At 66.4% G+C, this 16,491-nt stretch carries 15 protein-coding genes; 10 read left to right on the forward strand and 5 right to left on the reverse strand.

Annotation, left to right across the window (positions count from 1 at the left end; all coding sequences use genetic code 11):
- The first annotated feature begins 58 nt into the window (after window positions 1–58).
- The 5 genes from tkt to OCK02_RS06695 all read left to right on the forward strand — a co-directional run bounded on the left by tkt (window position 59) and on the right by OCK02_RS06695 (window position 7,200).
- Complete coding sequence (gene tkt / locus OCK02_RS06675) at window positions 59–2,041, forward strand: transketolase (RefSeq protein ID WP_263812350.1); 1,983 nt, start codon at window positions 59–61, stop codon at window positions 2,039–2,041.
- A gap of 66 nt (window positions 2,042–2,107) precedes the next feature.
- On the forward strand, window positions 2,108–3,118 hold the full coding sequence (gene gap / locus OCK02_RS06680; protein WP_263812351.1) for a type I glyceraldehyde-3-phosphate dehydrogenase: 1,011 nt from the start codon (window positions 2,108–2,110) through the stop codon (window positions 3,116–3,118).
- Between the two features lie 237 nt (window positions 3,119–3,355).
- Entirely contained in the window at window positions 3,356–4,552 is a 1,197-nt protein-coding gene (locus OCK02_RS06685; RefSeq protein ID WP_263812352.1) for a phosphoglycerate kinase, read from the forward strand.
- A gap of 169 nt (window positions 4,553–4,721) precedes the next feature.
- A complete protein-coding gene (locus OCK02_RS06690) occupies window positions 4,722–5,747 on the forward strand; it encodes a class I fructose-bisphosphate aldolase (RefSeq protein WP_263812353.1) in 1,026 nt (341 codons plus the stop codon).
- 460 nt (window positions 5,748–6,207) lie between these two features.
- A complete protein-coding gene (locus OCK02_RS06695; protein ID WP_263812354.1) occupies window positions 6,208–7,200 on the forward strand; it encodes an endonuclease/exonuclease/phosphatase family protein in 993 nt (330 codons plus the stop codon).
- An 18-nt stretch (window positions 7,201–7,218) separates the two neighbouring features.
- Here OCK02_RS06695 and OCK02_RS06700 read toward each other — a convergent pair whose 3' ends face one another.
- Entirely contained in the window at window positions 7,219–7,374 is a 156-nt protein-coding gene (locus OCK02_RS06700; protein ID WP_263812355.1) for a hypothetical protein, read from the reverse strand.
- Between the two features lie 158 nt (window positions 7,375–7,532).
- Here OCK02_RS06700 and OCK02_RS06705 point away from each other — a divergent pair, with 158 nt between their 5' ends.
- The 3 genes from OCK02_RS06705 to OCK02_RS06715 all read left to right on the forward strand — a co-directional run bounded on the left by OCK02_RS06705 (window position 7,533) and on the right by OCK02_RS06715 (window position 9,949).
- On the forward strand, window positions 7,533–8,867 hold the full coding sequence (locus OCK02_RS06705) for an MFS transporter (RefSeq protein ID WP_263812356.1): 1,335 nt from the start codon (window positions 7,533–7,535) through the stop codon (window positions 8,865–8,867).
- Window positions 8,864–9,052 carry a DUF1192 domain-containing protein gene (locus OCK02_RS06710; RefSeq protein WP_263812357.1) on the forward strand — a complete coding sequence of 63 codons (189 nt, stop codon included), beginning with the start codon at window positions 8,864–8,866 and terminating at the stop codon, window positions 9,050–9,052. The genes OCK02_RS06705 and OCK02_RS06710 overlap by 4 nt, the downstream gene beginning before the upstream one ends.
- A gap of 378 nt (window positions 9,053–9,430) precedes the next feature.
- Window positions 9,431–9,949, forward strand: coding sequence for a DUF1465 family protein (locus tag OCK02_RS06715; RefSeq protein WP_230806941.1), 519 nt, complete (start codon window positions 9,431–9,433; stop codon window positions 9,947–9,949).
- A 111-nt stretch (window positions 9,950–10,060) separates the two neighbouring features.
- Here the strand turns inward: OCK02_RS06715 and OCK02_RS06720 are convergent, their stop codons facing one another.
- Together OCK02_RS06720 and OCK02_RS06725 are read right to left on the reverse strand one after the other, a co-directional pair.
- Complete coding sequence (locus OCK02_RS06720) at window positions 10,061–10,477, reverse strand: cupin domain-containing protein (RefSeq protein WP_263812358.1); 417 nt, start codon at window positions 10,475–10,477, stop codon at window positions 10,061–10,063.
- 30 nt (window positions 10,478–10,507) lie between these two features.
- Entirely contained in the window at window positions 10,508–11,275 is a 768-nt protein-coding gene (locus OCK02_RS06725) for an SDR family oxidoreductase (protein WP_263812359.1), read from the reverse strand.
- Window positions 11,276–11,465: 190 nt separating this feature from the next.
- Between OCK02_RS06725 and OCK02_RS06730 the strand changes: the two genes are divergently transcribed.
- Complete coding sequence (locus tag OCK02_RS06730) at window positions 11,466–12,392, forward strand: AraC family transcriptional regulator (RefSeq protein ID WP_263812360.1); 927 nt, start codon at window positions 11,466–11,468, stop codon at window positions 12,390–12,392.
- Window positions 12,393–12,470: 78 nt separating this feature from the next.
- Here OCK02_RS06730 and rpmE read toward each other — a convergent pair whose 3' ends face one another.
- Window positions 12,471–12,692 carry a 50S ribosomal protein L31 gene (rpmE, locus tag OCK02_RS06735; protein WP_230806940.1) on the reverse strand — a complete coding sequence of 74 codons (222 nt, stop codon included), beginning with the start codon at window positions 12,690–12,692 and terminating at the stop codon, window positions 12,471–12,473.
- Between the two features lie 271 nt (window positions 12,693–12,963).
- Between rpmE and OCK02_RS06740 the strand changes: the two genes are divergently transcribed.
- Window positions 12,964–14,724 carry an ABC transporter transmembrane domain-containing protein gene (locus tag OCK02_RS06740; protein WP_412178779.1) on the forward strand — a complete coding sequence of 587 codons (1,761 nt, stop codon included), beginning with the start codon at window positions 12,964–12,966 and terminating at the stop codon, window positions 14,722–14,724.
- 42 nt (window positions 14,725–14,766) lie between these two features.
- On the opposite strand, the gene OCK02_RS06745 is transcribed toward OCK02_RS06740, so the two are convergent.
- A complete protein-coding gene (locus OCK02_RS06745) occupies window positions 14,767–16,410 on the reverse strand; it encodes an FAD-binding dehydrogenase (protein WP_263812362.1) in 1,644 nt (547 codons plus the stop codon).
- Window positions 16,411–16,491 lie beyond the last annotated feature (81 nt).

A 16,491-nucleotide genomic window follows, 5' to 3' on the forward strand; every position in this document is an offset into this window, starting at 1 on the left:
TCCTAACCGGTGACCCCGACAGGCATCGGCCCTGACACCCCGATTATTTGGAACAGTCATGATCTCTCGCGAAAAACACGACCGGATGGCGAATGCTATTCGCTTTCTTTCCATGGATGCCGTGGAGAAAGCAAATTCCGGCCATCCCGGTCTTCCGATGGGTGCCGCGGACATCGCAACGGTCCTTTTCACCCGCTTCATGACCTTCGACCCGAAGGCTCCGTCCTGGCCGAACCGCGACCGCTTCGTGCTGTCGGCCGGCCATGGCTCGATGCTGCTCTATTCGCTCCTCTACCTGACCGGCTACGAGGACATCACGATCGACGAGATCAAGAACTTCCGCCAGCTCGGCGCGAAGACCGCCGGCCACCCGGAATACGGCCACGCCGCCGGCATCGAGACGACCACCGGTCCGCTCGGCCAAGGCATCGCCAATGCCGTTGGCATGGCGATCGCCGAGCGCAAGCTGCGCGACGAGTTCGGCTCCGACCTGATGGAGCACTACACCTACGTGCTCGCCGGCGACGGCTGCCTGATGGAAGGCATCAGCCAGGAAGCCATCGCGCTTGCCGGCCACCTGAAGCTCAACAAGCTGATCGTCTTCTGGGACGACAACAACATCTCGATCGACGGCCCGATCTCGATCGCCGACTCGACTGACCAGCACGCCCGCTTCCGCGCCAGCCAGTGGAACACGATCGCCGTCGATGGCCATGACCCGGACGCGATCGCCGCCGCGATCGAACAGGCGCAGAAGTCCGACAAGCCGACCATGATCGCCTGCAAGACGATCATCGGCTTCGGCGCGCCGAACAAGGCCGGCACCCACAAGGTCCACGGCTCCCCGCTCGGCGCGGAAGAGATCGCCGCCACCCGCAAGGCACTGAACTGGGACGGCGAAGCCTTCTCCGTTCCCTCCGACGTGCTCGACGCCTGGCGCCTCGCCGGCCTGCGCTCCACCAAGGCGCACAGGGAATGGCAGGAACGCCTGGAGAAGGCCGATCCGGAGAAGAAGGCGCAGTTCGTCCGCCGCTTCGCCGGCGACCTCGAAAGCGGCCTCGATTCGGCGATCTCCGCCTACAAGAAGAAGCTGGCTGAGACCAAGCCGAACCCGGCGACCCGCAAGGCCTCCGAAGACGCGCTGGAAGTCATCAACGGCGTGCTGCAGGAAACGATCGGCGGCTCGGCCGACCTGACCGGCTCCAACAACACCAAGACCAGCCAGACCAAGTCGATCACGCCCGACGACTTCTCCGGCCGCTACCTCCACTACGGCGTGCGCGAGCACGGCATGGCGGCTGCGATGAACGGCATGGCGCTGCACGGCGGCCTCATCCCCTACTCCGGCGGCTTCCTGATCTTCTCGGACTATTGCCGTCCGTCGATCCGTCTCGCGGCCCTGATGGGCATCCGCGTCATCCACGTCCTGACCCATGATTCCATCGGTCTCGGCGAGGACGGCCCGACGCACCAGCCGGTCGAGCAGATGGCGGCGCTGCGCGCCATCCCGAACCTCCTGATGTTCCGCCCCGCCGACGCCACCGAAACGGTCGAGTGCTGGCAGCTGGCGCTTCAGAACAAGCATCGCCCCTCCGGCCTGGCGCTGACCCGCCAGAACCTGATGCCGGTTCGCACGGAGTTCGAGGAACAGAACCTCTGCGCCAAGGGCGCCTACGACCTGATCTCCGCATCCGACGCCAAGGTGACGATCTTCGCCACCGGTTCGGAAGTCGAGATCGCGGTCAAGGCCTGCGAGGCGCTGACGGCCAAGGGCATTTCCACCCGCGTCGTCTCCGTTCCCTGCGTCGAGCTGTTCTACGAGCAGCCGGAAGCCTACCAGAAGGCGATCATCGGCAACTCGCCGGTCAAGATCGCCGTCGAGGCCGGCATCCGCCAGGGCTGGGATCACATCATCGGCTCGGACGGCACCTTCATCGGCATGTCGTCCTTCGGCGCATCGGGCCCCTACAAGGACCTCTACAAGCACTTCGGCATCACGCCGGAGGCCGTCGTCGCCGCCGCTGAAAAGAACCTCGGCTGATCCGTTCCGGCGCGCGGCCCCGCCGCGCGCCCTTCCACATACCATGTTGACAGGGAGAGACCCGAAATGACCGTGAAAGTTGCCATCAACGGATTTGGCCGCATCGGCCGCAACGTCCTGCGCGCGATCGTCGAATCCGGCCGCACCGACATCGAAGTCGTGGCGATCAACGACCTGGGTCCGGTCGAGACCAATGCCCACCTGCTGCGCTACGATTCGATCCACGGCAAGTTCCCGGCCGAGGTGAAGGTCGAGGGCGACACCATCACCGTCGGCGGCGGCAAGCCGATCAAGGTCACCGCGATCAAGGATCCGGCCACCCTTCCCCACAAGGAACTGGGCGTCGACATCGCCCTGGAATGCACCGGCATCTTCACGGCACGCGACAAGGCTGCCCTGCACCTGCAGGCCGGCGCCAAGCGCGTCATCGTCTCGGCTCCGGCCGACGGCGCCGACCTGACCGTCGTCTTCGGCGTCAACCACGACAAGCTGACCAAGGAACACCTGGTCATCTCCAACGCCTCGTGCACGACGAACTGCCTGGTTCCGGTGGTCAAGGTCCTCGACGACCTGGTCGGCATCGACCACGGCTTCATGACCACGATCCACTCCTACACCGGCGACCAGCCGACGCTGGACACGATGCACAAGGACCTCTACCGCGCCCGCGCGGCAGCGCTGTCCATGATCCCGACCTCGACCGGTGCCGCCAAGGCCGTAGGCCTCGTGCTGCCGCACTTGAAGGGCAAGCTCGACGGCACCTCGATCCGTGTGCCGACCCCGAACGTCTCGGTCGTCGACTTCAAGTTCGTCGCCAAGCGCGACACCACGGTCCAGGAAGTCAACGACGCCATCAAGGCCGCCTCCAACGGCGCCCTGAAGGGCATCCTCGGCTACACGGAAGAGCCGCTGGTCTCGCGCGACTTCAACCACGACAGCCATTCGTCGATCCTCGCGATCGACCAGACCAAGGTCATGGAAGGCAAGTTCGTCCGTATCCTCTCCTGGTACGACAACGAGTGGGGCTTCTCCAACCGCATGGCCGACACCGCCGTCGCCTTTGCCAAGCTGATCTGAGGAAAATCGGTATCGCGTCCTTTGTCGGATGCGATACCCCCTCTGCCCTGCCGGGCATCTCCCCCTCATGGGGGGAGATCACATGGAGCAACGCCGCGCCTCTCGCAAACGCTGCGACTGAAATGCGGTGCCATCGTCTTGCCGATCTCCCCCCGTGAGGGGGAGATGCCCGGCAGGATAGAGGGGGGCAGCACGCACACCCTTCATTCCACGCTTCAGCCCTCACGGAAGATGCCCATGACCTTCAAGACCCTGGACGACCTCACAGACATCGCCGGCAAGCGCGTCCTTGTCCGCGTCGACCTCAACGTCCCCATCAAGGACGGCAAGGTGACGGATGCGACCCGCATCGAGCGCGTCGCGCCCACCATCCTCGAACTGTCGAAGAAGGGCGCGAAGGTCATCCTGCTCGCCCATTTCGGCCGCCCGAAGGGCGAACCGGTCGCCGACCAATCGCTCGGCCTCATCGTGCCGGCGGTCAAGGACGTGCTCGGCCAGCCCGTCGCATTCGCTGAGGACTGCACCGGCGACAAGGCGAAGGCCGCCGTCGATGCGCTCAAGAACGGCGACATCCTGCTTCTGGAGAACACCCGCTTCCACAAGGGCGAGGAAAAGAACGACGCCGACTTCGCCCGGGCGCTGGCCGCAAACGGCGACGTCTACATCAATGACGCCTTCTCAGCCGCCCATCGCGCCCACGCCTCGACGGAGGGCCTCGCCCATCTGCTGCCCGCCTATGCCGGTCGCACCATGCAGGCCGAGCTCGAAGCGCTCGAAAAGGGTCTCGGCAATCCGAAGCGTCCGGTCGTCGCCATCGTCGGCGGCGCCAAGGTTTCCACCAAGATCGATCTCCTGACGAACCTGGTGAAGAAGGTCGATGCGCTGGTCATCGGCGGCGGCATGGCCAACACCTTCCTCGCCGCCCGCGGCACGAATGTCGGAAAGTCTCTCTGCGAGCACGACCTGGCCGACACCGCCAAGCAGATCATGATCGAGGCCGCCGGTGCCGGCTGCGCGATCATCCTTCCCGAAGACGGCGTCGTCGCCCGCGAGTTCAAGGCCGGTGCCGACAACGAGGTGGTGGCGATCGACAGCATCCCCGCCGATGCCATGGTGCTGGACGTCGGCCCGAAATCGGTCGAGGCGGTCAACGCCTGGATCACGCGCGCCGAAACGCTGGTCTGGAACGGCCCGCTCGGTGCCTTCGAGATCGCTCCCTTCGACAAGGCGACCGTCGCTGCGGCACGGCATGCGGCCGCGCGCACGAAGGAAGGCGCGCTGGTCTCGGTTGCCGGCGGCGGCGACACGGTCGCAGCCCTCAACCATGCCGGTGTCGCCGACGACTTCACCTACGTCTCCACCGCCGGCGGTGCCTTCCTCGAATGGATGGAAGGAAAGCCGCTGCCGGGCGTCGAGATCCTGCAGCAGAAATAGCTCGACCGGCATCGCTGAACTGACCGATGGCCCTCTCCAGTCGCTGGCGAGGGCCATTTTCGTTGACGCGCCGGATGCCGCGGTCGAAGATGCCGCCCGGACGGCCGGCAGATCATCGTCGAAGACCGGCAGCGGGAAACGGAAACAGACCCAGGACAAGGAGAAGCGCATGAGCGAACGACTGGAAGACATCGCCGCCCGCATGATGACGGCCGGCAAGGGATTGCTCGCCGCCGACGAATCCACGGGCACCATCAAGAAGCGCTTCGATACGATCGGCCTGGAATCGACGGAGACATCGCGCCGCGACTATCGCCAGATGCTGGTCACCGCCGACGAGGCGATGCGCGATTCCATATCCGGCGTCATCCTCTACGAGGAGACGCTGTTCCAGACCGCCTCCGACGGCAGGCCGCTTGCCGAGATCATCGCCGCGGCCGGCGCCGTGCCGGGCATCAAGGTCGATACCGGCGCCAAGCCGATGGCGCTGTTTCCGGGCGAGACCGTCACGGAGGGCCTCGACGGGTTGCGCGACCGCCTTGCCAAATACCATGCGGCAGGCGCGCGCTTTGCCAAGTGGCGCGCCGCACTTGCGGTGTCCGACACGCTTCCGAGCTTCGGTGCGATCAAGGCCAACGCCCAGGCGCTCGCCCGCTATGCCGCGCTCTGCCAGGAGGCCGGCATCGTGCCGATCGTCGAGCCCGAGGTGCTGATGGACGGCGAACCGGGCAACCACGCGATCGGGCGCTCCGAAGCGGTGACGGAAGAGACGCTGCGCATCACCTTCGAGGAACTGGCCGACCAGCGCGTCTCGCTCGAGGGCATGATCCTCAAGCCCTCCATGGTCATCGACGGCAAGAAGGCGCGCAAGGCATCGGTGCAGGAAGTGGCCGAGCGGACGCTGCGCGTGCTCAGGCGCACCGTACCCGCCGCCGTCCCCGGCATCGCCTTCCTCTCCGGCGGCCAGACGACCGAGGAGGCGACCGCGCATCTCTCGGCGATGAACGCCATGGGGCCGCTGCCCTGGGCGCTGACCTTCTCCTACGGCCGCGCCCTGCAGACCGAGGCGCTGGAAGCCTGGCGCGGAAAGCCGGAGAACGTCGCCGCCGGCAAGCGCGCCTTCAGCCACCGCGCGCGGATGTGCAGCCTTGCTGCGCGGGGGGAATGGCGGAAGGAACTGGAGAACGCGGCCTGAGGCTCGCCCCGCCACGGCGACAATAGCGGAAGAAAGCCCTTGCATGACCGCTGCAAGCACCTACATTGCTGTTATCGTCAACGTACAGAAAGGAAGGTGATCCAATGTCTAATGAGATTTCGGTCTTCGTGACGGCAATGGGAAATGCGGTGGCAGCAGCGAGGCAGCCCTCGTTCTGACCCAACCTTCCTCGGCCCAACGGCCGCGGCCTGTCACGGGCCAAACCTCATGGAGGGCCGCTCAATGCGGCCCTTTTTGATTCCGGCGACAGCCGGACGGCACGCCCCGGTTCGCCATGCACGCCGCCACCCGCGTGAGGCACCTTGTTTACGAAACCTGCAAGGAGAGGTTGCCCGGTCGCCGGCGAGAGGCTAGTGATCGCGCCGTCCGCAGCGCCGTGCCGCCGAAGAGGCATCCCCGGCGCGCAATCCCCATCGCCAGAGCCGGAAGGTGGCAGCGCATGCCCACTGTCAGCCGCCGAACGATCGCCGCGATGGCACGCCCGCTCCTCTGGAGCGCTGCAATCGCGATCCTGCTTTCGGCAACGCTGGTCGTGGTCACCGCGCGGACGTTCTGGCTCGCCGACCTCGCCACCTTCGCCTGGCCCTTTCTCGTCCTGCCGGCGGTCGTCGTCTTCCTGTCCGCGATCCTCGCCCGCCGCCCTGCCCTCGTCGCAGTCTCGGCGACCGGCCTCGGCATCGCGCTTCTGCCGTCGTTCGCGCTCCCCACCGCCCCGCCGGCGACGGGCCAGCCCGGCCTGAGGGTCATCACCGCCAACCTGTTCGTGGAGAACGAGCGCACGCCCGCCGAGTTCATCGCCTTCCTCCGCCGGGAAAACCCGGACGTCGTCGTGCTGCAGGAGATCCGCGAGCATTGGCAGGAGGCGCTGGTCCAGTCCGGGGTGCTCCCCTACCAGAGCAGCGGCGACATCCTGTCGAGGGACAGGATGAAGGTGTTCTCGAAGCTCCCGATCCTGTCCGAAATGCCGCTGGTGCCCTATTTCGGCGGCGAGCAGGTCCACAAGCGGCCCGTCCGCCTGGTCCTTGACAATGGCGGCCGTCCGCTGGTGCTCTATGCGATCCACCCGGAGACGCCGCGACGGCCATGGAAGTGGCGCGACCGCAACAACTACCTGGCACTGACGGCGCAGGCCGCACACGGGGACCTGCCATCGGCGGACGTCATCGTCGCCGGCGACTGGAACACGCCGCCCTGGTCTCCCTTCTTCGCGGACTTCCTTCGCAGCAGCGGACTGCAGGCGGCAATTGTCGACCTGCTGCCGACGATGACCCGCTTCAGCCTCAAGGTCGCCGATCTCCTCGGCATCCATGCCGGTTCGCAGATTGACCACGTCGCAGTCTCTCCGGGGATCTCGGTCGGCGGATGGCGCGCCGGCCCGGACTACGGCTCGAACCACCTCCCCGTGATCGTCGACCTCGCTTTGCCGCAATAGCGGCATCCGGGAGCGCTGCTACGGCCGCAGCAGCACCGTCACCATCATCATTACGATCGCGCCGACGGCGATCTTCCAGAAATCCCGCCGCTGCCGCAGGCCCGGAAGACCGAGCGGGCGGATGATGTGCAGCACCATCGCAATCAGCATCAGGGCCGGAAGGACTTTCGACATGGCTTTTCCTCTTTCCTTCCGTTCCTGTCACAACGCCGACACTTTTCCAAGCCGAGGTCCCCAATGGATGGCACGATTCTCCCATCGCCGAAATTCGGCTATGGAAATCAGGCGCTTGCCGCCCTATACCAAGTCTCGATGATAGGCAGGGATCACCGATGCGAAATAACCTCGTCTCCGTCTTCGCGCTTCTGCTCGGCACCCTGTTCCTGTTCCTCGGCAACGGCCTGCACGGCCTGTTGCTTCCTGTCCGCGGTGCCTTCGAGGGCTACCCGACCACCCTGCTCGGCCTGATCGGCACCTCCTGGGCCTCCGGCTTCGTGCTCGGCTGCCTGCTGGCGCCGAAGGTGGTCAAGCGCATCGGCCATGTGCGTGCCTTCTCCGGCTTCGCCTCGCTGATCGCGATCATCGCGCTCCTGACCGGCATCCTCGTCGATCCGCTCTGGTGGGTGGCGCTGCGCGCCGTCACCGGCTTCTCCATCGCCGGTACCTCGATGATCATCGAGAGTTGGCTGAACGAGCGGGCGAGCAACGAGAGCCGCGGCGTCATCTTCTCGCTCTACATCGCCATCACGCTTTTCGGCGTCGTCGGCGGCCAGATGATGGTGACCCTCGGCGATATCGAAACGCCGATCCTGTTCATGGTCGCAGGCATCCTCTATTGCCTCGCCATGCTGCCGACGACGCTGTCGACCGCGGCCTCCCCGCAGCCGTTGAAACAGGTCAGCCTCGATATCCCCACCCTCTTCCGCACGTCGCCGGTAGCCTGCGTCGGTATCGTGCTGATCGGGATCTCCAACGGCGCCTTCGGCACGCTGGGTGCCGTCTTCGGCGCCGAGGCCGGGCTGGCCTCGAGCACGATCGCGATGATGATGAGCGTCACGATCTTCGCCGGCGCCGTCATGCAACTGCCCGCCGGCCGCCTCTCCGACCGCATCGACCGGCGCTATGTGCTGGCGGCCCTGTCGGCCGTGGCGGCCTTTGCCGGCCTGCTGATGTTCGTGCTGCAGCCGGTTTCGGTCATTCCGCTGCTGATCGTCGTCGCCACCTACGGCGCTGCGGCCAACGCGCTCTATCCGATCGCCGTCTCGCATGCGAACGACTTCGCAAGCCCGGAGGATTTCGTGAAGGTGTCGGGCGGCCTGCTCCTGCTCTACGGCATCGGCACCATCATCGGCCCGACGCTCGGCGGCCCGGTCATGACCTCGGTCGGCCCCTACGCGCTGTTCGTCGTCACCTTCGTCTCCCACCTCCTGATCACCGCCTATGCGATGTTCCGCAGCAGGCGCCGCGCCGCCCTTCCCGCCAGCGAGCGCGAAAACTACACCACCATCAATCCCGGCACGCTGACGACACCGGAAAGCCTGCACATGTCGCCACGCGCCAGCCAGACCGCGAGCGCGCCGGAGGCCGGCCCGCAAGCCGGTCCCCAAGCCGGCACCCAGGGTGGCCCCCAAGCCGGTCCCCAGGCCGCGACGGAGGAAGAGCGATGAGCATCAACGACGAAGACCGCCCCGCCCGCAAGGTGGCTCACGAGATCGGCTGCGACCTGTCGCTGCTTTCGGCGGACGAACTGGCCCAGCGCATCGACCTCCTGAAGGCGGAGATCGGGAGGTTGGAGGAGGAGAAGGCCCGCAAGGGCGCGAGCCGCTCGGCCGCGGAAAAGTTCTTCCGCTGAGCTGCGGCGCCCGCCGCCAGGAAAAGACGACACGGCGAAGAGCTGACGGGCATCAAAGTTAACCGGGCGTTAAGCTTCATCAGCTATTAATCGCATGTCCGGACCCGTCCGGACTCAGACATTTTCGCCGCTTGGGGAATGGGTCTGATTTTCTCCCTGTTTTACCTTGAGAGCCGCTTTCCCGCGGCTCTTTTTTTGTGCTCTTCCCACCTGTCCCGAGCCGTTGTAAAGAATTGTGGAGATTAACCCTTTCTTAAGATCGTGCTTGCGCGAAATGGGCTATGCCTCCATCGTACCTGCATGAAAACCCGACCTGTGGAACCCTTTTCCACCGATGCGGGTTACCTGAATTGTGATGCGTCAACGGGAAATGGGGCCATGTCCGAAAGAGGATTGAATACCGTCAGCTTCGCTGGTCACGTCGCCACCTCGTCGCAGTTCAAGAACCTTTATGCCGAGGGCATGGGTCTGGTCGAGGAAACGGCAACCTATCTCGACGGCCCCGGCCGCCAGGCCGCCAAGGTGCTGCCGCGCATGGCGTCGGTCCTCTACGCTGCCGAATCCATGCGGCTGACCACTCGCCTGATGCAGATGGCGTCCTGGCTTCTGCTGCAGCGCGCCGTCAACAATGGCGAGATGACCCGCGACCAGGTCCTTTCGGAAAAGAGCAAGGTCCGCCTCGACGGCTTCAACGTCGATCGCGCGGCACCCGGCTGGCACGACCTGCCGGAATCCTTCCGCGATCTCGTCGAGCGCTCGCTGCGCCTGCAGAACCGCGTCGCCCTGCTCGATCGCGAGATGTACCGCCCGCAGGAAGCCCAGGCCTTCGTGCCGGACAACCAGAACAGCGTCCAAGCCCAACTCAGCCTGCTGCAGACCGCCTTCAGCAACACTTGAGCCGTCGCTTTCCTTCGAGACACCGAGACCCGGCCATGCGCCGGGTTTTTTGTTGTGCGCAAGGCCCGGCGGCGGAAGTTCGCCGCCGGGCCCGCGTGGTGGCCAATGCGCTCAGTGCTTGAGCGGCGTCGTCAACTCGGTGTCGTCGGTGTCGACGACGAAGACGGCCAGCAGTTTCGCAGGCTCGGTCTTGCTGGCATTTGCACTGATGTCGTGCCGGTCGCCCGGCAGTTCGGTGAAGTTCTGACCGGCGGTAAAGGTTCGCACGGGCCCGCCGTTCAACTGGTTCAGCACTGCGCCCTCCAGCACCGTCGCGTAGATCAGCGCGGACCTGGCGTGGGTATGCGCCGCATTCACCCCGCCCGGTTCGTACTCGACGAGGACACCCTTGATGCTCTTGTTGGGCATGCCGGGCAGTGCATGCTCGTAGACGAGCGTGACCTTCACGCCGGTCGTCTGGTGCGAATCCGCATGGGCCGGCTGGAACGCGAAAGCTGCAAGAAGAAGGGTAGCAAGAAACTTTGTCATGGTCGTCTCCTCGATTGGGGGTTGGGTTGATCAGACTGCGGCTACGTTGCGATTGAACCAGGCGCCCATGCCGGTGGGGCCGAGCCGGGCTGTGGACCTCGGCACGAGCGACAGGCTATCGACGCTCGCCCCGAAATAGCCGGCCGCCGGATCGCTCTCGACGGGACGACCGTCGCCCGAAAGATGCAGGTAGCGCCGGACGATCTCCTTGAACGGCCCGCGCTCGGGACCGGCAACCTCCACGATCGCGTTGCGGGGTTGGCCGAGCGCCACCTCCACCAGCGCAGCGGCAACGTCGCCGGCTGCGATCGGCTGGAAGAGGCAGTCGGGAACGCGGATCGTCCCGTCCTGCGTATAGGCGTCGGCGAGCGTCGGGATAAATTCGAAGAACTGCGTCGCCCGGACGATCGTGTGGGGAACGCCCGACGTCCTGACGAGGTCTTCCTGCGCCACCTTGGCGCGGAGGTAGCCGTTTCCCGGCAGGCCGTCGGTGCCGACGATCGACAGCGTCACGTGATGCCGGACCTTCGCCCGCTCCTCGGCGGCAAGCAGGTTCCTTCCGGACGTCTCGAAGAAGGTTCGGACGACATCCCCATCCATGGATCCGATATTCGAGACGTCGATGACGATATCGGCACCGGAAAGGGCGCGATCGAGGCCCTCGCCGGTGATCGTATCCACGCCCGTTGCGGGCGAGGCGGCGTAGACGTCATGGCCGGCGTCGCGAAGCAGGGCGACAGCCTTCGAACCGATAAGCCCGGTTCCGCCGATGACGACAATCTTTCGGGATGCGTTCATGTCAGTATCTCCTTCAGGACCTGTCCCCCATGGGCAGGCTTCGAGGGTGAACTTACGCAACCGATCGGCAGGTTACCGTCCGGCGATTGCGGCGACTATCGCAATATTGCTGTGGTTGCGGGGGATTGCGTTATTTGCGGTCTTGAATGAAGCTCGGCACCGTCGGCGGGGACGGTGCGAAGGGGATCGGGTGGAGACCGCAGCAGGACAGGGCCGCAGGATCGGACAGGATGGCGAGGCGGCGCGGGACGCGCCGAACGCCATCGCCCGGATTCTCGACCAGCCGCCGGCCCTGGTGGAAAGCGTCTTGCGCGGCGGAACGCGCATGACCCGGCGCTGGGGCCATGGCGAGTTCCACGCGACGCTGCCGGCCATGCAGACCCACGTCCTCATGACCTACTACGGCGCCGCGCAGAACTCGAGCTTTCGCCAGGGCCGGCGGCGGGCGAGCGCCCGGACCCGCCCCGGTTCGGTGACCATCATCCCCGAGGGCGAGGACGGCCGGTGGGACGTGGAAGGCCCGATCGAGGTCTCGCATGTCTATCTCAGCGACGAGCGGCTGCAGTCCGCAGCCGAAGTGATCGCCAACGGCCGGCATATCGAGCTCATCGGCCGGATCTGCTTCGAGGATGCGACCTCCGCCAGGATCCTCGAGCTCCTCGGCAACGAGGCTGTACAGGGCGATGCGTCGTCATCGCTCTTCGTCGAGCAGGCGATGGACCTTCTGTGCACCCAGCTCGTCCGCGCCCATTCCGCCCACGCCGCCCTGACGCTTCCCGTCATGCGCAAGGGACTGGCAGACTGGCAGGTCAAGCGGGTGACCGACTACATGAACGAGTTCCTGGATCGGGAAATCCGGCTCGACGAGCTCGCGGCGCTGGTCAGGATGAGCCGGTTTCACTTCTGCACCGCGTTCCGGCTGGCCACCGGGCAGACGCCGCACGAATGGCTGACGGCCCTGCGGATCGGTTGCGCCCGTCGCATGCTGGCCGATTCCGACATGCCGGTGACCGGCATTGCGCTTTCCGTCGGCTACCAGACGCCGTCCGCTTTCGCCGCGAGCTTCCGCAAGCTGACGGGCACCACCCCCACCGCCTTCCGCCGCGCTCTCCAATAGTGCGTGGTGCAACCGCCGCCGAAACGCAAAAAGCCCGGGCGGACCCGGGCTTCGTCAGAATCGCAATCAGTGAAAGGCTTAGAGGCCGAGGCCTTCGAAGCGCTTCTTGAACTTGGAGACGCGGCCGCCGCGGTCCATGAGCTGCTGGTTGCCGCCCGTCCATGCCGGATGGGACTTCGGGTCGATTTCGAGGTTCATGACCGCGCCTTCGGAACCCCAGGTCGAACGGGTCTCGTACTCGGTGCCGTCGGTCATGACGACCTTGATGGTGTGGTATTGGGGATGGATATCAGCCTTCATGACAATCTTCCTGCATGTTCCGGAGACCTTTTGTCGCAATCGGTTGCGGCAGCCGGGTCAAAGACGTAAATGAAGCCGCGACCCATCAGGCCAGCGGCTTCCCAATTCGATGGCGAGCCTATACATGAAGGCCGGCGGGATAACAAGAGCCGAAAGAGATTTCGGCCCCGGGGTCCCGGCAACGGACGAGGTGGACGTGAGCACAGAGACACAAGCCGGCCCCGATGCCGGAACTGCAGCCGGCCCTGCCCGCAAGGGCGAGCGCAAATCCCTGAAGCCGCTTGCGACGCTTTTGCCCTACCTCGCCCGCTACCGCGGCCTCGTCGCCGGCGCCGGCATCGCGCTCGTCGCCGCCGCCGTTACCACGCTCGCGCTGCCGACCGCCGTGCGCCGGATGATCGACCACGGCTTCTCCGGGGCCGACGCCGGCTTCATCGACACCTATTTCATGATGCTGTTCGCGCTGGCGATCCTGCTCGCGCTGGCCAGCGCCTTTCGCTACTATTTCGTCATTACCCTCGGCGAGCGGATCGTCTCCGACCTGCGCCGCGAGGTTTTCGACCACGTCACCAAGCTGTCGCCCGCCTTCTTCGACCGGAACCAGTCCGGCGAGATCGTCTCGCGGCTGACGGCCGACACGACGCAGATCAAGTCCGCCGTCGGCGCGACCGCATCCGTGGCGCTCCGCAACCTGATCCTCTGTTTCGGCGCCATCGCCATGATGATCGTCACGAGCCCGAAGCTCTCCAGCCTCGTGCTCGCCGCCATCCCGATCATCGTCTTCCCGCTCGTCGCGTTCGGCCGCTCCGTGCGCCGCCGCTCGCGGCAGGCGCAGGACACGCTCGCCTCGGCGTCGGCCTATGCCGGCGAGGTGATCGGCGCGGCACGCACCGTGCAGGCCTTCAATGCCGAACCGGCCGCCCGCTCCCGCTTCGGCGCGGCGGTGGAGAACGCCTTCGGCGCGGCGCGCGCGGCCGTTCTCGCCCGCGCCTTCCTGACCGGCTTTGCCATCGCCATGATCTTCGGCAGCGTCGTCGCCGTGCTCTGGTTCGGCGCGCAGGACGTGCTCTCCGGCAACATCACCGCGGGCACGCTCGGACAGTTCCTGCTCTATTCGGTCTTCGCCGCCGGCAGCCTCGGCTCGCTGTCGGAGGTCTGGGGCGAGCTTTCGCAGGCCTCCGGCGCCGCCGAGCGGCTGACCGAACTCCTCCACGAGAAGCCCGCCATCACCGCGCCTGCCGATCCCGTCGCCTTGCCCGCTCCCGGCCGCGGCGCGCTGGAATTCGCGGACGTGCATTTCTCCTACCCTTCGCGCCCCGGCTACCGCAGCCTGAACGGCCTGTCGTTTGCCATCAGGCCCGGCGAGACGGTGGCCGTCGTCGGCCCCTCGGGCGCCGGCAAGAGCACGATCCTGTCGCTCGTTCTGCGTTATTACGACCCGACCACCGGCACCGTCCGGATGGACGGCGTCGACCTGCGCACGGCCGATCCGCAGGAGGTCCGCAGCCGCATGGCGGTGGTGCCGCAGGACGTGACGATCTTCGCTTCCACGGTCGCCGACAACATAGCCTTCGGCATGCCCGACGTCTCGCGCGAGCGCGTGGTCGCAGCCGCCAGGGCCGCGCAGGCGGAAGAGTTCATCAACCGGCTCGAGGACGGCTTCGATACCATGGTCGGCGAGCGCGGCATCACCCTTTCCGGCGGCCAGCGGCAGCGCATCGCGATTGCGCGCGCAATCCTGAAGGACGCGCCGCTGCTTCTGCTCGACGAGGCGACCTCCGCACTCGATGCCGAAAGCGAGACGCTGGTGCAGAAGGCGCTGGACGAACTGATGGGGCAGCGGACGACGATCGTCATCGCCCACAGGCTCGCAACCGTGCTCAAGGCGGACCGGATCCTCGTCATGGAGCATGGCCGTATCGTCGAGGAAGGCACGCACCAGTCGCTCGTCCGTCAGGGCGGCCTCTACGCCAGGCTGGCCCGGCTGCAATTCGACCATGGCGCGGAGGAACGGGCAGCCGCCGCTCTCTGAGTCGGCAGGCTGCCGTCAACCTTCCTCAAGGGCGGACCTGAATCAGGCGCAGACGCTGCGCCCCGCGACGCGACCGGAAAAGAGGCAGCCGCCGAGAAACGTCCCCTCCAGCGCATTGTACCCATGCACGCCGCCGCCGCCGAAACCGGCCACCTCGCCGGCCGCGTATAGCCCCGGAACGGGCGCGCCCGACAATTCCAGCACCCGGCCCGACAGGTCGGTCTGCAGCCCGCCGAGCGTCTTGCGCGTCAGCAGGTGGAGGCGCACCGCGATCAGCGGCCCCGCCTTCGGATCGAGGATCCGGTGCGGCCGCGCCGTGCGCATCAGCCGATCGCCCAGATAGCCGCGTGCGCCGCGGATCGCCGTCACCTGCGCGTCCTTGGAAAACGCATTGGCCACCTCCCGGTCGCGCGCCTCGACCTGGGCGCGGATATGGGCGGGATCGAGCCGTGCGGCACCGGCGAGCCTGTTCATTCCCTCGACGAGGTCTTCCAGGGTGTCGCGGACGATGAAATCCTCGCCCTTGTCCATGAAGGCCTGCACCGGACTGGGCGGCTTCGGACCCAGCCGCTTCAGCAGCAGGCGGATATTCTTGCCGGTCAGGTCCGGGTTCTGCTCCGAACCGGACAACGCGAACTCCTTCTTGATGATCGCCCGGGTCAGGATGAACCAGCTGTAGTCGTGGCCGGAAGCCCTGATCGCCTTCAGCGTTCCCAGCGTATCGTAGCCCGGCATGGCGGGCGCGGCGAAACGGTGGCCGTCCGCGTCGAACCAGAGCGACGACGGCCCGGGCAGGATGCGGATGCCGTGGTTCGGCCAGACGGGATCCCAGTTGCGCAGGCCCTCGGTATAGTGCCACATCCGGTCGCTGTTGATGACGGAGCCGCCGGCGTCCTGCGAGATCGCCAGCATCCGCCCGTCGACATGATGCGGCACGCCGCTGACCATCGTTTCAGGCGGCGCGCCGAGGCGACCGACCGGCCAGTTCCGGCGCACCAGTTCATGGTTTCCGCCGATGCCGCCGGAAGCGACGACGACCGCATCCGCCGAGATCGAGAACGCCCCGACCGCCTCGCGCAAACTCGTCCTGCCGCGCCCGGCCCCGTCATCCTTGAGGACCGTGCCCTCCGCGCCGCGGACCGCGCCGTCGGTGACGATCAGCCGGTCGACCTGATGGCGGAAGCACAACGACAGCCGCCCCTTGGCCTCCGCCTCCCGCACCCGCCGCACGAACGGCGCCAGCACGCCCGGCCCCGTCCCCCAGGTCACATGGAAGCGCGGCACGGAATTGCCGTGGCCCGAGGCGAGGCTGCCGCCGCGTTCGGCCCAGCCGACGACCGGGAACCAGCGCATGCCCTGCGCATGCAGCCAGGCGCGCTTCTCGCCCGCGGCAAAATCGAGATAGGCGTCCGCCCACAGCCGCGGCCAGTGATCCTCCGGACGATCGAACTGGGCCGAGCCGAGCCAGTCCTGCCGTGCGAGGTCGCGGCTGTCGCGGATGCGCATGCGCCGCTGCTCGGGGCTGTCGACGAAGAAGAGCCCGCCGAGCGACCAGAACGCCTGGCCGCCGAGGTTCTGCTCCCCCTCCTGGTCGACGATGGTGACCCGCAGCCCGCGGTCGACGGCCTCGCTCGCCGCGACGAGACCCGCAAGCCCCGCACCGATCACCAGCACATCGCAATCCATGAACACCCTCCCAAGCTGTCCCCGGCGGGAAGTTACGCACACGTCAGCGTAAGGGCAATGCGGAAATCACGGCGGCAGGAG

Origin of the sequence: Rhizobium sp. TRM96647 (assembly GCF_025780115.1) — a bacterium.
In the GTDB taxonomy this organism is placed as follows: Bacteria; Pseudomonadota; Alphaproteobacteria; order Rhizobiales; family Rhizobiaceae; genus Mycoplana.